This is a genomic window from Hymenobacter cheonanensis (assembly GCF_030581075.1).
Taxonomy (GTDB): Bacteria; Bacteroidota; Bacteroidia; order Cytophagales; family Hymenobacteraceae; genus Hymenobacter.
Genome location: NZ_JAUQSW010000015.1, coordinates 23,800 through 40,806 on the forward strand (window position 1 = coordinate 23,800; position 17,007 = coordinate 40,806).

Consider the following 17,007-nt stretch of genomic DNA (forward strand, 5'->3'; position numbering starts at 1 on the left):
AAAAGTGGTAAGGTGAAAGGGCCGGGGCCGGCGCGGTAGTGGCCGTCAGCCCGGAGTTTGGCAGCTATACGCGGGGCGGGGCGAGGGGTTGGGGTGGGGCCTTTTTTTCTTAAAATTGGCCCTGGTCCGGTTGCCACTACCCGCCGCACCTGCGTATAAGCCCGTCCTATGACGCGCGTTTTGTCCTTCTGCGGGCTGGCGCTGGCCTTGCTGGCCGGCTGCACCCGCCCGCACCCCGCCAGCCCGCCCACCGCCGCCGGGCCCGATTGCCTCGACCCCAAGCGGGCCAACCCCAATGGCATGTGCACCATGGAGTACGACCCGGTGTGCGGCTGCAACGGCCTCACCTATGCCAATGCCTGCGTGGCCCGCAACGCGGGGCTGCTCGCCTTTAAGCCCGGCCCCTGCCCTAGCCGGCCCTAGGCTTACTTTTGCGCCCCTTCGCATTTTACCTTGCCTGTTTATGTCTGCCGAAAAAAACTATTTTCGCAACGCCCAGCCCTTCCGCGTGCCTACTACCGATGGCAAGCTCATTGAGGAGCATATTGGGCTGGCCAGCACCCACACCGGCCAGTACAGCGTGGCCCACATGGTGGCCCCGCCGCAGTGGAGCGAGCCGCACCAGCGCCCCGAGTTCGACGAGATTACGATTGTGGTGCGCGGGCGCAAGCGCTTCGAGATAGACGGCGATGTGGTGGAGCTGCAAGCCGGCGAGTCGCTGCTGATAAAGGCCGGGGCGCGGGTACGCTACTCCAACCCTTTCGAAGCTGAGTGCGAGTATTGGTCGGTGTGCGTGCCCGCCTTTAGCCCGGCCACCGTACACCGCGAAGAATAGCCGCTGGCTTTGCTTGCCCCATGACTACCACTATTGTTGCCTCTTACCCTTTCTTAGACGTGCTGCTGCACAGCGGCGGGCCGCGCAACGTGCTCGAAACCGAATGGCTCGGCTTTGCCGGCAGCGCCGATTTTCGCGCGGCCCTGGTAGAAGCCCTGCGCCTGGCCCGGCTGCACCACGTTACGGGCTGGGTGGCCGACGACCGCCGCCTCGGCGCCGTGCGCCCCAAAGACCTGGAGTGGACGCACACCGAGGTGCTAGCCCCGCTGGGCGCGCTGGGGGTGCTGCGCTTCGCGCACCTCGAATCGGAAGAAGCCATGAACCGCCTCACCATCGACGGCATGTACCAGCGCAGCCTGCCGGGCCTACCCTACGAGTTTCGGCACTTCTTGTCTCTGGCCGAAGCGCGCGCCTGGGCCTGCGGGCTGATTGATTGAGTATGAAAGAAGTCTGGGTTTTTCACGGTGTGGGCAGCCGCTTTGCGGGCGGGGTATTCTCCTCTAGGGCGCAAGCCGAAGAATTTATTAGCCTTTACCGACTGAGCGGTTTGCTCACCAACTACCCGGTTGGCATAAGCGCCTACGATTGGGCGATTCAAGAAAAGTTGTTCGAGCCCCGCAAGCCCGAACAATACGAAACCAGCTTTATACAGCGCTTTACAACAGCCAGCCAAGAACACTATCATTATGAGGATGGCCGCCTAGACTGAATTATACTAGCCACTGCATTCAATCTTCCGCCACTCATTTCCCGTTTTCGTTGTTACCCATTCAACGAAATCAATCAATTCGCTTTTGTCGACCCAAACTACGTCCCCCCACGCCGAGCCCTACGCCATTGAGCAGGAGCTGCGCCGCGTGCAGGCCTTGCTCAAGCTTGAGCAACAAGAAGATTTAGAGCAGTTTAAGCTAAAGAATGCCAAAGCCACCGTGCAGGAGCGTCAGAAGCGCGGCCTCACCTGGTACCCCGTCACGATTACTAAGGAAGACGTGGGCTTTGGCGGCAAGGTGGTGCTGGAGCTGGAGCGCCCCGCCGGGCAGCAGGGCCTACACCTGTTTCAGGTAGGCAAGAATGCGGCCTTATTTGGCAATATTCCGGGGCGCTCGGCCACCGACCGGCCCACGCTCAGCGGTGTGATTACTAGCGTGCGGCGCAATAAGCTGCTGCTGAGCACGGCCAAGGAAGACCTGCCCGACTGGGTGCTCGAAGGCGGCAAGCTGGGCATCGACCTCACGTTTGATGAGGTGAGCTACCGCGAGATGGACTACGCGCTGGGCAAGGTGATGGGCGCCTACGGCGACCGCCTGGCCGACCTGCGCGATATTCTGCTGGGTGCCAAGCCCGCCCGCTTCCGTCAGGAGAAAGCCGACGACCTCTTCTACCCTAGCCCGCTGAACGAGAGCCAGCTAGCCGCCGTGCGCCACGTGCAGGCCGCCCAGGACGTGGCCATCATCCACGGCCCGCCCGGCACCGGCAAAACCACCACGCTGGTACAGGCCATCCTGGAAACCATCCGGCGCGAGCGCCGCGTGCTGGTGTGCGCCCCCAGCAACACGGCCGTAGACCTGCTTACCGAGAAGCTGGCCGAGCGCGGCGTCAACGTTATTCGGATGGGCAACCCTAGCCGGGTGAGCGACCTGCTGCTGGAGCACACCCTCGATGCCCAGGTGATGGCCCACAAGCGCTACGGCGAGCTGCGCAGTATGCGCCTCACGGCCGAGCAGTACCGCGAAGAAGCCGGCAAGCACACCAAGCACTTCGGCTGGGAAGAGCGCGAGCAGCGCCGCCACCTCAAGGAGGAAGCACGCGCCCTGCACCAGGAGGCCGATGGCCTGGAGCGCTACATTACCGAAGATTTGCTCGACCAGGTGCAGGTGATTACCTGTACCCTCGTGGGCGCCAGCAACCGCAACATCCGCCACCTCACCTACGAGACGGTATTTATCGACGAGGCCGCCCAAGCCTTGGAGCCGGGCTGCTGGATTCCGATTGCTAAGGCGGGCCGCGTGGTGCTGGCCGGCGACCACCAGCAGCTGCCGCCCACCGTGAAAAGCGAGAAGGCCGGCGCCCTGCGCGAAACGCTGTTCGAGAAGGCTATCAAACGCCAGCCCGAGGCTAGCCGCATGCTCGAAGTGCAGTACCGCATGCACGAGCAGATTATGCAGTTCAGCTCCGAGCAGTTCTACGAAGGCCGCCTGGTGGCGGCGCCCACCGTGGCCCACGCCGGCCTCGATGCTTACGATATTCGCTTCGCCCCCGACCTGCCGGTGGAGTTTCTGGATACGGCCGGCTTTGGCTTTCAGGAAATTACCATCCCCGAAAGCCGCTCTACGGCTAACCCTGAGGAGGCCGACCTGCTGCTGAAGCGCCTGGCCCAGCTGCTGGAGCCCTACGACCAGGCCGACCACGAAACCGACCCGCTCAGCATTGGCGTCATTGCCCCGTACCGCGCCCAAATCAATTATCTGAAAGACGCAGTGGAAGAAAACGATGAGCTTAGCGGCCTGCTGCTGCACCGCCAGCTTAGCGTGGGCACCGTCGACTCATTTCAGGGCCAGGAGCGCGATATAATCGCTATCTCACTCACGCGCAGCAACTCGCACGGCGAAATCGGCTTCCTCTCCGACATCCGGCGCATGAACGTGGGCATGACCCGGGCGCGCAAAAAGCTGCTGCTCGTGGGCGACTCCAGCACGCTAGGGGCGCACCCGTTCTACAAGGCATTTCTCGACTACGTGGAGCGCGTGGGCGGCTACCGCACCGCCTGGGAATTGCAGGATTAAGTTAGTATAAACGACAACCGCCCGTCAGGCTACCCAGGCGTTCGCTTGCCGCAGCACTTCTACCGCCTTCTTGAATGAAGCGGCAGAGGCAGCGCGGCAAGCGGACGCTCGGGAGCGTGACGGGCGGTTTTAATTACTTGGGCTGCTACTTCAGGTCGATTATCGACTCGGTATGCGGGGCATCCGATTTGGTATTCACGAATTTTTTGTCGGGCTTGTCGTAGTCCGACACAAGCAGCTGCTTGCCTTTGAGCAGCACCTCGGCGGGCTGGTCGAGCTTGCCGCCCGCGCCGTTGGTGTCGCCGTTGCGGGCTAGTATGGTGTGCGCGCCAGTCGTCAAATCAACCACGTCAATCGAGTTGAGGCGCGAGCTGCACACGTAGGCCTTGTCGGTAGCGCGGTCAATAACCAGGCCGTCGATGCACGGTATTTTGGGGCTAGCCACGGGTACCGCTTCCTGCTTGGCAAAGCTGCCGTCGGGCTTCAGGGTTACGCGGTAAAGCGTGCCATCGCCATACGAGCCGGTGTAGAGGCGGCCCTGGCTGTCGTAGTCGATGCCATCGGCGCCATTGTCGATGTCCGTCTCGTTCACGGTCGTCGTAAACGTCGTCAGCACGTGCGGGTCCAGCGTTTTGGGCTTAAGATGCAGGGTAGTACCCGGCTTAAGCTCGGCCAGGCTGAAGTGCATAATCGCGCTGCCTTTGTCATTGCCAGGCAGGTCCCACTGGCTATCGGTTACGTACAGGTCTTTGCCTTTCCACACCACGCCGTTGGCCAGCGCAAAGCCGTCAACGGCGGTTTCTACCTTGCCGGGCTTACCGCCGCTCATCAGCACCCGCATCAGGCGCGACTTAAAATCCTTGCTGTTTTCGTATTGGTTTTCAGCGTAGTATAAGTTCCCATCCGGCCCCACTGCCAAATCCATTGGCGCGGCGTGCTTGGTAGTGGGCTCGGGGGGCAGGTTGTTAAGGAAGGGCTTGTAGCCACTCGCCGTCAGCTCCACGATGCGGGCCGGATACTTATTGTCGGCCAGGTTAGGCACCGATAGGAATACCCGGCCATCGGGGGCCAGCGCCAGGCCATCGGGCGTGTTCAGCGAGTCGGGGAAAGTAGCCAGCAGGCGCGGCGTGGCACCCTGGGTGGCACTGTCAGTTTTAACCTGCGCTTCGGCCGACTTATCGGTGGCATCGGCGGCGGCCTGCTTTTCGGCCGGCTGCTGCGGCCCGCAGCTGGCTAGCAGGCCCGCGCCCAGCAGCGCGGTAGCCCAGCCATAATATGAATTTTTCATGAACAACAAACTGCTAGTGGAAGAAGTATGCCGCCATACGCACCGCGCGGGCCCGGGGTTTTTCTACCGCAGCCGGGGTCCCAACCGGCTTTTTTTACCCGATTAGTATCCTCGTCCTTACCCGCTGCTAGAGGTTTGCCAATCAAGAGCTGAAGCAGCCGGCAGACCCGCTCCGCGCAACCCGCTGCTGGTGCGAGCGGCTGGCTGGTGCCAACCCTGCCCGGGCGAGCCCGTTTAGGCACCCAGTTTTCAAGCCTCTATTCCTTTTCCCCGAGATGAGCGATAAACCCCTAGCCAAGCAGACCCACGAAGACGTGGTCGGCAACCCCAAGACCGACGAGATGGCCCAGAACCGCGAAGACGGCTACGGGAAGTTTCTGACTACCAACCAGGGCTTGCGCGTCAACGACGACCAGAACCAGCTGAAGGCCGGCGAGCGCGGCCCCACGCTGCTCGAAGACTTCATCTACCGCGAGAAGATGACGCACTTCGACCACGAACGCATTCCCGAGCGCGTGGTGCACGCCCGCGGCGTGGCCGCCCACGGCTACTTCGAAGCTTATAACGACAACGCCAACCTGAGCCGCGCCGCCTTCTTGCAGCCCGGCGCCGTAACGCCGGTGTTCACGCGCTTTTCCACGGTAGCCGGCTCGCGGGGCTCCAGCGACATGGCGCGCGACGTGCGCGGCTTCGCCGTGAAATTCTACACCGAGGAAGGCGTTTATGACCTGGTAGGCAATAACATCCCGGTTTTCTTTATCCAGGATGCCATCAAGTTTCCCGACTTCATTCACGCCGTGAAGCCGGAGCCGCACAACGAAATTCCGCAGGCCGCTTCGGCCCACGACACGTTCTACGACTTCATCTCGATTAACCCCGAAACCACGCACATGCTGCTGTGGGTGATGAGCGACCGCGGCCTGCCCCGCAGCCTGCGCATGATGGAAGGCTTTGGTATTCACACCTTTCGCCTCGTAAACGCCGAGGGCAAGGCGCGCTTCGTAAAATTTCACTGGAAACCCTTACTAGGCACCCACTCGGTAGCCTGGGAAGAGGCGCAGCAGATTTCGGGCAAAGACCCCGATTTCCACCGCCGCGACCTGTGGAGCAACATCGAAGGCGGCAACTACCCCGAGTGGGAGCTGGGCGTGCAAGTGGTAGAAGAAGAGGACGAGCGCAAGTTCGACTTCGATATTCTCGACTCGACCAAGCTCATTCCGGAGGAGCAGGTACCCGTGATTAAGCTGGGCAAGATGGTACTCAACCGCAACGTAGACAACTACTTTGCCGAGACCGAGCAGGTAGCGTTCTGCCTGAGCCACATCGTGCCGGGCATTGATTTCTCGAACGACCCGCTGCTGCAAGGCCGCCTGTTTTCGTACCTTGATACGCAGCTCAAGCGCCTGGGCGGGCCGAACTTCCACGAGATTCCGATTAACCGCTCGCTAGCCCCCATTCACAACGGGCAGCGCGATGGGCACATGCGCCAGACCATCAACAAGGGCAACGTGGCCTATGGCGTGAATAAGCTTAACGACGGCTACCCCAAGCAGGCCAAGGCTAGCGAGGGCGGCTTCGTATCGAGCTACGAGCGCGTGGAAGGCCACAAAATCCGGCTGCGCAGCAAGAGCTTCGTCGACCACTACAGCCAGGCCAAGCTGTTCTGGAACAGCCAGACCGATGCCGAGAAGATGCACATTGTGAAGGCCTTGCGCTTTGAACTGAGCCACGTGCAGCACTCGGAAGTGCAGGAGCGTACCCTGGTGCAGCTAGCCCAGGTAGACCACGACCTGGCCCGCCGCGTGGCCGAAGGCCTGGGCATGGCAGTGCCTTCCTCGGACGGTGTGCAGCTGAACCTGGCCGTGCCCGCCGATGGCGACGTGGCCCACTACCAGTCGGGCCCGGTGAAGGATGCCAGCGCCAGCTCGCCGGCCCTGAGTATTGCCACCGACAGCCCCATCAACGCCGGCAAAGCCAGCATTAAGACCCGCCAGATTGCCATTTTGGCCACCGATGGCGCCGACGTGGCCGCCATTGGCGAGCTGATGAAGACGCTGATGGACCAGGGCGCCCAAACTGCCATTGTAGCCACCCACCTGGGCACACTGAAAGGCAAGGACGGCCAGGAAATCCTGATTAACTGGACGTTCCAGGCCACGTCCTCAGTCTTGTTCGATGCCTTGTACGTGGCCGGCGGCGCCGGCAGCGTGCAGAGGCTGACCCAGGACGCCGACGCCGTGCGCTTCGTAAATGAGGCCTTCCGCCACTGCAAGCCCCTGGCCGCCTCGGCCGAGGGCGTAGAGCTGCTCAAAGCCGCCTCGTATCCCGGCGCGACCGACATTTTGAGCGCCGATGGCGTGGTGACGAGCCCTGACAACAAAGTGGCCGGGCTAGCCCAGAACTTCATCAAGGCCATTGCGCAGCACCGCTTCTGGAGCCGCGAGCTGAAGGCGATGCCCGCTTAAAAACTGGGGCATTAAAAACTAAATTCCCCCGCCGCCCGTTGGGTATGGCGGGGGAATTTTTTTGCTTCCGCTAGGGCCGAGTTCGGACCAAAGCCCGCTTACCGGCCTTTAAATGGCAATTAGTCAGGGGCTGACCCTACCTTTGCCCCATACCACCCCACCCCACTTCTATGGCTAGCATTGCCCAAAACTCGGTCGTGACCCTGACGTACGACCTCTCCGTAACCGACGAAAACCAGCAGAAAGTATTGGTAGAGCAAGCCGAAGCCGACGAGCCGATGGTCTTCCTATTTGGCCACAGTGGCCTGCCCGAAGAGTTTGAGCGCCAGCTCGATGGTAAAAACCCCGGCGACGATTTCAGCTTCTCGCTCACGCCCGAGCAGGCCTATGGCGACTACGACCAGCAGGCCGTAGTGGAGATTCCGAAGCAGGTATTTGAAATTGACGGCCAGCTCGACGACCAGATGCTGCAGGTAGGCAACTACCTGCCCATGGCCGACAACGAAGGCAACCACATGCAAGCCAAGGTAGTAGAAATCGGCGCTGAGCAGGTAACTATGGATTTCAACCACCCGCTGGCCGGCATGGTGATGCACTTCGACGGCAAAATCCAGGATGTGCGCCCCGCCACCGCCGAGGAGCTGGCCCACGGCCACGTGCACGGCGAAGGCGGCCACCACCACTAGCCTCCCCACCGGCTACTTAGCCGGCCCCACCACTGCCCTTTATCCGGAGCGGGAAGAGCTTGCCTGGCGAGTTCTTCCCGCTTCTATTTTAGGAGCTTAGCTCCTGCCCACGAACTGTTTACCTATGTCGTTCTTCTCCCTGATTGGCGGGCTGGCTGCCTTTCTAACCACGGCCGCCTACGTGCCCCAGGCCTACAAAACCATCAAGACGCGCGCCACGGCGGCGCTCTCGCTGCCTACCTATGTGATGCTGTTTGTGGGGGCCTGCCTGTGGGCCACCTACGGCCTGCACATTGGCGACCTGCCGGTTATCGTGTCCAACATTGTAACGGCCGCGCTGGCGGGTATTATTCTGGTTTTGAAGCTGACCGCCAAGCCTACGGAGGAGAATACTGACGCAACGAGCGCGCCCTAGCCGCTACCTTGCGGCCCGGGCGGGGCGGGCCAATTGGCGGGCCCCGTCCGGCTTTTGCCCTCACTGCCTGTTCTTCTTTTCGTTAGCTATGACCACCGTTACCCTCATCGGCAGCCTGGCCGCTTTTCTGACTACCATTGCCTACGTGCCGCAGGCGTACCAAACCATAAAAACCCGCGACACCAGCGCCCTCTCGCTGCCCACCTTCCTGATTTTGTTTTTGGGCACTTGTCTGTGGGGAACTTACGCGGTGCTCATCCACGACATTCCGATTTTGATGACCAATCTCATCTCGGGCGGGCTAGCCACCATTATCCTTTACCTGAAGCTCACGGCCAAGCCAGGCGATAAGGTAGCGCGGACTTAGTCCACGTAGCCTGTTGCCCAGGTATGGCCTGCAAACCCCGCGCTACAACCCGGCCGCGTAGGCTTGCAGCATGGGGAAAAACTCCCGGAAATCGGCCTCGTAGGCAGTGTAGTTGCGGCGCAGCTCTTCGGTGGCCGTATCCATGCCCGAGCCGGGCGAGGCCCGGCGGCTGAGGCCCAGCAAGGCACGGGTAATGCCTTCGAGGTCAGCATAGTGCAGCAGCCAATTGTGCTGCACCAGGTGCGGAAAAAACCGCTGCACTGCCGCCGGAAAGCCGGCCTGCTGGCTAGCCAGCCCGGCATATACGCGCTGGGTAAAATCGGCCAGGCTTTCGCTGGAAAACTCCGTAAAGTAGCGCGCCAGAAAATGGTCCATAAACACGTCGGCCACCACGCCGGCGTACTTGCCGGCGCCGGCCGCGCGCAGGCGGGCCGTGGTGCGCCGCACCACGGGGTGCTGGTCGGTAAAGGTGTCGATGGCGCGGTGCGCCCGAATGCCGGCCTGCACGGCGGGCGCGTAGGTTTCGAGCTGGCGGCCGGGCACCGAGTCGGCAATAAACTGGCCCACTAGCCGCCCCGGGTAGTCAGGAGCGGCGGGCGGGCCAGCCAGGTAGAGGTGGGCCAGAAAATTCATAAGCGGGGCGGCAAAAGGGCCACGCGCGGCGGCCTGCCCCTTCCAACCGGGAAACCCGGGGCAAGTTCGGCCGTAAGCTAAAGCCGCAGCGTGCGCCCAGCGGGCCCGCTCCCGTTCTTTCCTTACCATTTCCTTTCCCATGTCTGATTCGAAAACCCCGGTCACCCACGACCTCAGCAAGCTATTTGAAAAAATCAAGGATGTGCGCATCGCCATGCTCTCGACCTTCGACGAGGAGCACGCGCTGCACAGCCGCCCAATGGGCACCATCAAGCCCGGCACCGACGGGGCACTGTACTTCTTCACCGATAAGGATTCGGCCAAGGTGTACGAAGTAAAAAAAGACAATAAGGTTAACCTGAGCTACGCCAACCCTAGCGACAACGTGTACGTGTCGATATCGGGCACGGCCAGCGCCTACCGCGACGAAGCGAAGATTGCCGAGCTGTGGAGCGAGGACATGAAAGCCTGGTTTCCGAAAGGCAAGGAAGACCCGAACATCATGATTCTCAAAGTTGACATTGAGAAAGGTGAGTACTGGGATTCGCCCAGCGGCATGCTGTCGCGCGCCTACGCTTACTTGCGCGCCGTAACTACGGGCGAGGGCAGCAAGTCGGACGACGTGAATGAGCACGCCCAGGTGCAGAAATAAGTATGAGGTAAAAGGTATGAATTATGAGGTGCCGGACGAGTTCATAACTCATAATTCATACATTAAAAAAAAGGCCGGACGCGATTCCGGCCTTTTTTTGCGCCCGGTTGTTACCCTAGCCATGCACATTACGCTTTCGCTGCTTACCCTGAAACCCGGCGCCAACGCGGCGCGCTGGGCGCTGGCCCAAATGGCCACGGCCCCGCGCCAGCTGCGGCGAGTAGCCGGGCTGCGCTTTTTTCAGCTATTGGGGAGCGGGGCCGACAACGGGTTTGGGTTTTGGCCCAACCTGCGGCGCTACGGCTTTATGGCCACCTGGGCCAGCCCCGAGGCAGCGGCCGAGTTCTTCGCCACCCACCCGGTGTGGGCCGCCTACCAGCAGCGCAGCACCGAGTGCTGGACCGCCGAGCTAGCCCCCCTGCAAGCCCACGGCACCTGGGACGACGTGCTGCCCTTCGGCGAACCAGCGGCCGGTGGCGGCCGGGCCGAGGGGCCGGTGGCCGTGCTCACGCGGGCCAGCATCCGGCTGCGGCGGGCACCGCGCTTCTGGCAGTTTGTGGAGCCCACGAGCCGGGCGCTGGCCGGGGCCGAGGGCCTGCAGCTGGCCATTGGGCTGGGCGAGCTGCCGCTGGTGCGCCAAGCCACGTTTAGCGTGTGGGAGTCGGTGCAGGCCATGCAGCAGTACGCCTACCGCGATGTGCGGCACCGCGAGGTAATCCAACTTACGCGCCGCGAGGGCTGGTACTCGGAAGAGTTATTTGCCCGCTTTCAGGTGCTGAGCAGTTCTGGCACCGTGGATGGCCGCAACCCGCTGGGCTAGCCCGGCAACAAGGCTACGAACCGGCCACCAGGCGTCTGAAAGTGTTTGGAACGCAAAAAAAGTTGACAACAAGCCCAAACATGCCCGATAGCACGCTGATAGCGCGGGGCTCTGCCCCGCGCTATCAGCGTGGGAGATGTACTTTCTGCACTTCTGCCCTAGCGGCTGCCCAGCTGCAGGCGGTACTGGGTGGCTACCCAGGCGGCGGCCGTGGCGGGGGCCGTGGTGCCGGGCAGTACTCGCACAGTGTGGCTGGCCTGCACCAGGTCATCGGCCGGGCCAGGGTGGATGGTGAAGCCAGGGCCGGCGGCTTGCATAATGTCGGCTTGCAAAAACACGTTGCGCCCCGCGCCCCCATAGAGGTGCACCCCAAAGCCCGGCGCCAGCCGCCCACCGAGCATAAACTCATCCTTACCCCCTAGCCCGTAGATGCTGAGGCGGATGGTGCGGCGGGCGTCGTAGACCTGCTCGCCGAGCAGGCTATCGGGCCGGGCCGGGCGGCGGGCAAATACGCGCAGGCGCAGCCGGCCCGGCCCCAGCCCCGTGAGTTCGAAGCGCTCGGGGGCGTCGGTGCCCGTCACCACGGCCTCCTGCTGCAATACCTCGTAATAGCGGCGGGCGGCGGCGGGCAGCGCATCGCGGCGGGCGCGCAGGGCGGGCAGCAGCTCCTGGGTCATGCGGGCGCGCACCTCGGCGGGCACGGCTTGCAGGGCCTGGGCCAGCACGGCATCGGGCAGGCGGCGGCGCAGCGAGTCGGCCTCGGCCAGGAAAACTGCCTCGGGCAGCAGGGCCAGGGCCGTGTGGTCGAGGGGCCGAGCGGTGGTGGTGAGCGGGCCCACATCGGCGGGCACGAGGTGGGGGTTAAAGGTCTGGTAGCGCGGGTGCACCCACGACACGCAGCGCGTGAGCCAGCCATCATCGAAGCGAAAAAACGCCTGGTCGCGGTCGCGCGGGATGGGTCGCAACACCGTGCCGCCAGTTCCCGCAAATGCTGCCCAGCGCCACTGGTCGGCCCGGCGGCTCCAGTCGCCCACCAGCAGGTCGAGCAGGCGGGCGCGCAGGTACGCCCGGGGCGCCAGGTGGGCAGCCGGGCCACGCAGCACCTGCATCAGCATACTATCGGAGCCCACCACCCGGCGGGCGCGGCCAAAGCTGGCGGCGTGGCTTTGGTCGTTGGCGGGGCGCTCTTCGAGCAAATACAAAGCCGGCCGAAAGCGCGTGCGCCACTCGCCCAGCGCGGCATCAGGCAGCAGATACACCAGGCGCGGGTTGGTATGAAACACGCCGGCGGCGCGGGCCAGGGCCGTGGCCACGTAGGCGCCGTAGGGCGGGGCGGCGCAGGTCTGGTCGCGCAGCACGGGCGCCACCAGGCGGCCTAGCCAGCCCACCGTCAGGCTGCGGCTCAGGTCCTTATCTACCGAGCGCAGCACGAAAATGCGGCCGTCGGGCGTGCGCAGGCGCAGGGTATTGGTTTGGAAGCTGCCCCCGGCCCGCAGCGGCGTGAAGCCCAGCTGCCCCAGGCGCAGCACCGGCGCGCTCACGGGCGTGGCCCACAGCGGGCGGTAGTGGCGGCCCCACAGGCGCTGCCAAAGCCAGCCGCGCCGGGCGTAGTGCGCGCCGGCCGCTACCCGCACCGTGCTGGAATCGGCACTGAACACCGGCCCCGTTTCGCCGGGGGCGGGCGTAGCAGGTTCGGCGCAGCCACCCAGGCCCAGCACGGCCAGGGGCAGCCCCAGAACCGCCCACTTCCTCCCAAACGATGCTCTACGTACTGCCACTGGCGCATCGGAGCCGGCATTTGCACCGGCATCCTGACTTTAAAAAGTAAAAAGGCCGCAGGCCTGCCCCGTATAGCGCAAGGCCGGCCTATGGGGTTGCCGGCCAGCGCTAGCCTGGCCCCTATCTTTTTGGGCGCGGGCTACGTTAGACAAGCTTGGGCAGCGCTGGCTGCCGTGCACCTCGTTATTCTGGCCCGTCTTGCGCTCTGTTACCCTATTATTATCATCTGGCGGGCTGCTGCTTGGGCTAGCCACCGGCTGCGCCCGTAAACATTATTTCCAGCCCGATGCCCGGCTGCCGGCTTCGGCCCAGCCCGTTGCCAGGCCTGCTACCACCGACAGCGTGTGGGCCACGGCCGGCCGCCAGTACAACCGCCACAGCAAAGCCTACCACCTGTTGATGGGGCCGCACCACCGGGCCGTGTGGGCCGCCCCGGTGCGGGTGCCGGTGCTACGCCTGGCCACGGCCGTGCCCCAGGCGGGCCGCCTCACCCCCACCAAGCTGGGCGGCGGCTTTCAAAGCACCAGCCTCACGCTGCTAGGGGCCGATGGCCGACCCTACGTCATTCGCTCGCTCGATAAAGACCCTTCGCGCATTATGCCCGAGTGGCTGCAGAAAACATTTATAACCAATGGCTTGCGCGATGGCACTTCGGCCGGCCTCCCCTACGGGGCGCTGGTGGTGCCCACGCTATCGCAAAAGCTGGGCGTGCCGCACACGCACCCACGCATCTTTTACGTGCCGCCCGATGCCGACAACCTGGGCTCGGCCGAGGCCAACGAGCGCCTGCGCGGCAAGCTGGTGCTGCTCGAAGAAAAGTATGACGGCGAGCGGGTACAGTCTTCGCTGCTGCCCGGGGCTACCAAGTTTATCAGCGATGAGAAGATGCGGGCGCACCTCTACGCCGACCCGCGCAACCGCCCCGACCAGCTGGCCCTGCTGCGGGCGCGCCTGCTCGATGTGCTGATTGGCGACTGGGACCGGCACTCGGGCCAGTGGCAGTGGGGCGAGCTGCCCAACCCGGCTAGGCCCGGCGGCACGCTGTTCGTGGCCGTGCCCAAGGACCGCGACCAGGTGTTTTTCCGCATGTCGGACGGGGCAGTGCCGTGGCTGATGACGCGCAAGTTTTTGGTGCGCCACCTCGTCACGTTCAAGCCCGACTTTCATGATGTGGTGGCCCTCACCGGCCAGGGCCGCTACGTAGACCAGCGCGGCCTCAATGCCCTGAGCCGGCGCGACTTTGCCGCGGCGGCCCGCTTCGCAGTGGCTAGCCTCCCCGATTCGGCCCTGGCCCGGGCCGTGCGCCACCTGCCGCCCGCCGTGTACGCCCTGGAGGGCCCGCGCCTGCTGCACGATTTACGGAGCCGCCGCGACCAGCTGCCGCAGCTGGCCCAAACCTACTACGAGCTGAAAGCCGAGCGCCCCGTGGTGGCCGGCACCGAGTTGCCCGACCATTTTGCCGTGGCCCGCACCCCCGACTCGACCACCGTGCGCGTGTACAACCGCACGCTCGGGGCCGATTCGCTGTTTTACCAGCGCACGTTTTACACCCGCGAAACCAAGCGCCTCACCCTGGAAGGGCTAGGGGGCAACGACGTGTTTGAGCTTACCGGCCACGGCCTCAAAATCGTAGTTCACGCCGGCGCGGGCGCGGATGTGCTGCGTGCTACCTCGCGCCGCCGCCTGCGCTACGAGCCCGAGTCAAACGGTACGCTCAATACCCCCGCCCCCACCAAAAAGAAGCAGCGTTTCGACAACTACGACCGCCTCACGGACGAGTAGAAGCCCGGGCAATGGCCGACAAACCGCTTAAGCGGCGGCTTATTCTTGACGGCTTCATCCGGATGCGCGTAGTTTCGCATGATGAATGCAGCTGCTTTCCGGGCTTTTCGCAGCCGCAATTTTCGGCTGTTCTTCGGCGGGCAGTCGCTGTCGCTACTCGGCACCTGGATGCAGAAAACGGCGGTGAGCTGGGTAGTATATGCCCAAACGCACTCCAAGTTTATGCTGGGCGTGAGCGTGTTTGCCACGCTGTTTCCCTCGGCCCTGTTTTCGCTGCTGGGCGGCGTGGTGGCCGACCGCTACAGCCGCTACCGGGTGCTGCTGCTCACGCAGGTGCTCTCGATGGGGCAGGCGGCCCTGCTGGCGCTGGCTGTGTACTGGCGGCCCGATGCGGTGTGGCCAATTATGGCTCTGAGCGCCGCGCTGGGCGTCATCAACGCCTTCGATGTGCCGGCCCGGCAGTCGCTGGTTTACGAGCTGGTGGCCGATAAGCAGGACGTGCCCAACGCCGTGGCCCTCAACTCGACGATGCTCAACCTGAGCAAGCTGCTAGGCCCCGCCCTGGCGGGCCTGGCCATTGAGCGGCTCGGGGCCACCGTGTGCTTTGGCCTGAATGCCTTCAGCTTCGTGGCCGTTATCGGGTCGCTGCTGGCCATGCGCCTGCCGGCCTTCGTAGCTAGACCTTCGACCCAAAACCTGCTGGCCGAACTCGCCGATGGCTTCCACTACGTGCAAGCCACGCCGGCTATCCGCTTCATTATCAGCACGCTCGGGCTCACGGCTTTGCTGGTGCTGCCCTTCACCACGCTCATGCCCGTGTACGCCAAGGACATTTTTGGGGGCACGGCCACCACCTTCGGCCTGCTCGACGGCGCCATTGGGCTGGGCGGGCTAGTGGGGGCGCTGTACCTGGCCGGGCTGCCGCCGGCCACCAACCTAAATAAAGTAGTGACGTTCACCACGTTCGTATTTGGGGCGGGGCTGCTGCTTTTTGCCTACACGCCCTGGTATGGGCTGGCGCTGGCCTTTCTGGTAGTGGCCGCGTTTGGGATGATGGCCCAGACTACCATCAGCGTGACGCTGCTGCAAACGCTGGTGCTGCCCGCCATGCGGGGGCGGGTTATCAGCCTCTACGTGCTGGTGTACACGGCCGCGCTGCCGCTGGGCAGCGTGGTAGTGGGGGCCGTGTCGCAGCGCCTCGGCGTGCAGCCTACCGTACTGGCCGAGAGCCTGTTGGCTTTCGGCATTGGCCTGCTGTATTGGCGCAATCTGCGGCAGGCGGCGCCCGCCGCCCCCCCCGAGCTGGCCGCCCGCTAGGGGCTACACCTCGGCCAGCATCTCCAGCACCAGGTGCTCGGTGGGCGAAAGCTCGTCGCGGTCCTGCGGGTCGGCATCGTGGCGGCGCAGATACTCAATAAGTTTGCCCGATTTGAACAGCTCCGTCACCTGCGGATGAATGTAGTACTTGGAGCACACGGTGGGCGTGTTGCCGAGGTTGCTGGCAACCTCTTTGGTAGCTTGGCGAATGGCTTTTTCGGGGGCTAGCTCCACGTCGCCGTTCAGCACTGTTTCGAGGCACTGCACCATTTTTACGGTGCCGCCCCAGGTGCGGAAGTCTTTGGCCGAGAGCGCGATGCCGGTATGCTGGTGCAAGTAATCATTCACATGGCCCGACTCCAGGGGGTGACGCTGGCCATCGGCGCCGTAGAACTGAAACAGGTGCTGGCCCGGTATCTCCTTGCACTTGCGCACGAGGCTAGCCAGCTTGCGGTCGTGAATGGTGACGTCGTGGGCCACGCCTTTTTTACCCACGAAGGAAAACCGCACGTCGCCGTGGCTGATTGCCACGTGGTCATCGAGCAGCGTGGTGAGACCGTAGCTTTTGTTTTTCTTGGCGTATTCCTCGTTGCCGATGCGGATAAACGACTGGTCCATGAGCGTGAGCACGAGGGCCACCACCTTATCGCGGTCGAGGCCGGGGCGGGCCAGGTCTTTGCGCAGCTGCTGGCGCAGCTCGCCCAGCTTTTGGCCGAAGGCCAGCAGGCGCGAAAACTTGGTGAGCGAGCGGGCGGCATCCCAGGCCGGGTGGTAGCGGTACTGCTTGCGGCCGGCCGCGTCGTGGCCCGTCACCTGCAGGTGAAAGCTGGGATTGGGCGCAATCCACACGTCGGTCCAGGCCGGCGGAATCACGAAGCTGTGGATGCGGTCCAGCGTTTTGGCATCGGTAATTTTCTCGCCTTTCGCATTGACATACACGAACTCATGCGCCCCGCTAGCCTCGCGGCGCAGGCCAGGGCCGGCATCGGTGGCGTAGCGCAGGCCGGCCAGCTCGGCCTGGCGGGCGGGGTCTTTGTAAAGCTCGTGGGCGGCCAGCTCGTGGATGGGCGGCAGGCTTTTCTTGCGGGTTTTGGGGCGGGGCTGCACGGGGGCGGTGGGCATGGAAGCGCGGGGTAAAGCCGGGTTCTACGCAAAAGCCAGGCAAATGGTGAGGCCGCCCAAACC

17 protein-coding genes are annotated in these 17,007 nt (G+C 63.6%); 13 read left to right on the forward strand and 4 right to left on the reverse strand.

Annotation, left to right across the window (positions count from 1 at the left end; genetic code table 11):
* The first annotated feature begins 168 nt into the window (after window positions 1-168).
* The 5 genes from Q5H89_RS21665 (at window position 169) to Q5H89_RS21685 (ending at window position 3,618) form a co-directional block, all read left to right on the forward strand.
* Complete coding sequence (locus Q5H89_RS21665) at window positions 169-423, forward strand: Kazal-type serine protease inhibitor domain-containing protein (RefSeq protein ID WP_305021422.1); 255 nt, start codon at window positions 169-171, stop codon at window positions 421-423.
* Window positions 424-463: 40 nt separating this feature from the next.
* Window positions 464-835 (forward strand): cupin domain-containing protein, encoded by a 372-nt coding sequence (locus tag Q5H89_RS21670; protein ID WP_305021423.1) that lies wholly within the window; start codon window positions 464-466, stop codon window positions 833-835.
* A gap of 20 nt (window positions 836-855) precedes the next feature.
* Window positions 856-1,272, forward strand: coding sequence for a hypothetical protein (locus tag Q5H89_RS21675; RefSeq protein ID WP_305021424.1), 417 nt, complete (start codon window positions 856-858; stop codon window positions 1,270-1,272).
* A gap of 2 nt (window positions 1,273-1,274) precedes the next feature.
* Window positions 1,275-1,544 carry a DUF7710 domain-containing protein gene (locus tag Q5H89_RS21680; protein ID WP_305021425.1) on the forward strand — a complete coding sequence of 90 codons (270 nt, stop codon included), beginning with the start codon at window positions 1,275-1,277 and terminating at the stop codon, window positions 1,542-1,544.
* 85 nt (window positions 1,545-1,629) lie between these two features.
* Complete coding sequence (locus Q5H89_RS21685) at window positions 1,630-3,618, forward strand: AAA domain-containing protein (RefSeq protein WP_305021426.1); 1,989 nt, start codon at window positions 1,630-1,632, stop codon at window positions 3,616-3,618.
* 145 nt (window positions 3,619-3,763) lie between these two features.
* Here Q5H89_RS21685 and Q5H89_RS21690 read toward each other — a convergent pair whose 3' ends face one another.
* Window positions 3,764-4,906 carry an SMP-30/gluconolactonase/LRE family protein gene (locus Q5H89_RS21690; protein WP_305021427.1) on the reverse strand — a complete coding sequence of 381 codons (1,143 nt, stop codon included), beginning with the start codon at window positions 4,904-4,906 and terminating at the stop codon, window positions 3,764-3,766.
* A gap of 275 nt (window positions 4,907-5,181) precedes the next feature.
* Between Q5H89_RS21690 and Q5H89_RS21695 the strand changes: the two genes are divergently transcribed.
* The 4 genes from Q5H89_RS21695 (at window position 5,182) to Q5H89_RS21710 (ending at window position 8,839) form a co-directional block, all read left to right on the forward strand.
* Window positions 5,182-7,371: a catalase gene (locus tag Q5H89_RS21695; RefSeq protein WP_305021428.1), complete on the forward strand. Its 2,190-nt coding sequence runs from the start codon at window positions 5,182-5,184 to the stop codon at window positions 7,369-7,371.
* Between the two features lie 170 nt (window positions 7,372-7,541).
* Window positions 7,542-8,057, forward strand: a complete 516-nt coding sequence (locus tag Q5H89_RS21700) for an FKBP-type peptidyl-prolyl cis-trans isomerase (protein ID WP_305021429.1) — start codon at window positions 7,542-7,544, stop codon at window positions 8,055-8,057.
* A 124-nt stretch (window positions 8,058-8,181) separates the two neighbouring features.
* Window positions 8,182-8,472 carry a SemiSWEET family sugar transporter gene (locus Q5H89_RS21705; protein ID WP_305021430.1) on the forward strand — a complete coding sequence of 97 codons (291 nt, stop codon included), beginning with the start codon at window positions 8,182-8,184 and terminating at the stop codon, window positions 8,470-8,472.
* Between the two features lie 88 nt (window positions 8,473-8,560).
* Window positions 8,561-8,839 (forward strand): SemiSWEET family sugar transporter, encoded by a 279-nt coding sequence (locus tag Q5H89_RS21710; RefSeq protein WP_305021431.1) that lies wholly within the window; start codon window positions 8,561-8,563, stop codon window positions 8,837-8,839.
* A gap of 42 nt (window positions 8,840-8,881) precedes the next feature.
* On the opposite strand, the gene Q5H89_RS21715 is transcribed toward Q5H89_RS21710, so the two are convergent.
* A complete protein-coding gene (locus Q5H89_RS21715) occupies window positions 8,882-9,472 on the reverse strand; it encodes an acyl carrier protein phosphodiesterase (RefSeq protein WP_305021432.1) in 591 nt (196 codons plus the stop codon).
* A 139-nt stretch (window positions 9,473-9,611) separates the two neighbouring features.
* Between Q5H89_RS21715 and Q5H89_RS21720 the strand changes: the two genes are divergently transcribed.
* On the forward strand, window positions 9,612-10,124 hold the full coding sequence (locus Q5H89_RS21720; protein ID WP_305021433.1) for a pyridoxamine 5'-phosphate oxidase family protein: 513 nt from the start codon (window positions 9,612-9,614) through the stop codon (window positions 10,122-10,124).
* 121 nt (window positions 10,125-10,245) lie between these two features.
* Window positions 10,246-10,944, forward strand: a complete 699-nt coding sequence (locus Q5H89_RS21725) for a spheroidene monooxygenase (RefSeq protein WP_305021434.1) — start codon at window positions 10,246-10,248, stop codon at window positions 10,942-10,944.
* Window positions 10,945-11,102: 158 nt separating this feature from the next.
* Here the strand turns inward: Q5H89_RS21725 and Q5H89_RS21730 are convergent, their stop codons facing one another.
* Window positions 11,103-12,722 (reverse strand): hypothetical protein, encoded by a 1,620-nt coding sequence (locus Q5H89_RS21730; RefSeq protein ID WP_305021435.1) that lies wholly within the window; start codon window positions 12,720-12,722, stop codon window positions 11,103-11,105.
* A gap of 199 nt (window positions 12,723-12,921) precedes the next feature.
* On the opposite strand from Q5H89_RS21730, the gene Q5H89_RS21735 reads away from it, so the two are divergent.
* Together Q5H89_RS21735 and Q5H89_RS21740 are read left to right on the forward strand one after the other, a co-directional pair.
* Complete coding sequence (locus tag Q5H89_RS21735) at window positions 12,922-14,505, forward strand: hypothetical protein (RefSeq protein ID WP_305021436.1); 1,584 nt, start codon at window positions 12,922-12,924, stop codon at window positions 14,503-14,505.
* A gap of 81 nt (window positions 14,506-14,586) precedes the next feature.
* A complete protein-coding gene (locus tag Q5H89_RS21740; protein WP_305021437.1) occupies window positions 14,587-15,822 on the forward strand; it encodes an MFS transporter in 1,236 nt (411 codons plus the stop codon).
* Between the two features lie 3 nt (window positions 15,823-15,825).
* Here Q5H89_RS21740 and Q5H89_RS21745 read toward each other — a convergent pair whose 3' ends face one another.
* The gene (locus tag Q5H89_RS21745; protein ID WP_305021438.1) at window positions 15,826-16,944 is read right to left on the reverse strand and encodes a DNA topoisomerase IB; all 1,119 of its coding nucleotides are present in this window, start codon (window positions 16,942-16,944) and stop codon (window positions 15,826-15,828) included.
* Window positions 16,945-17,007: the final 63 nt, after the last annotated feature.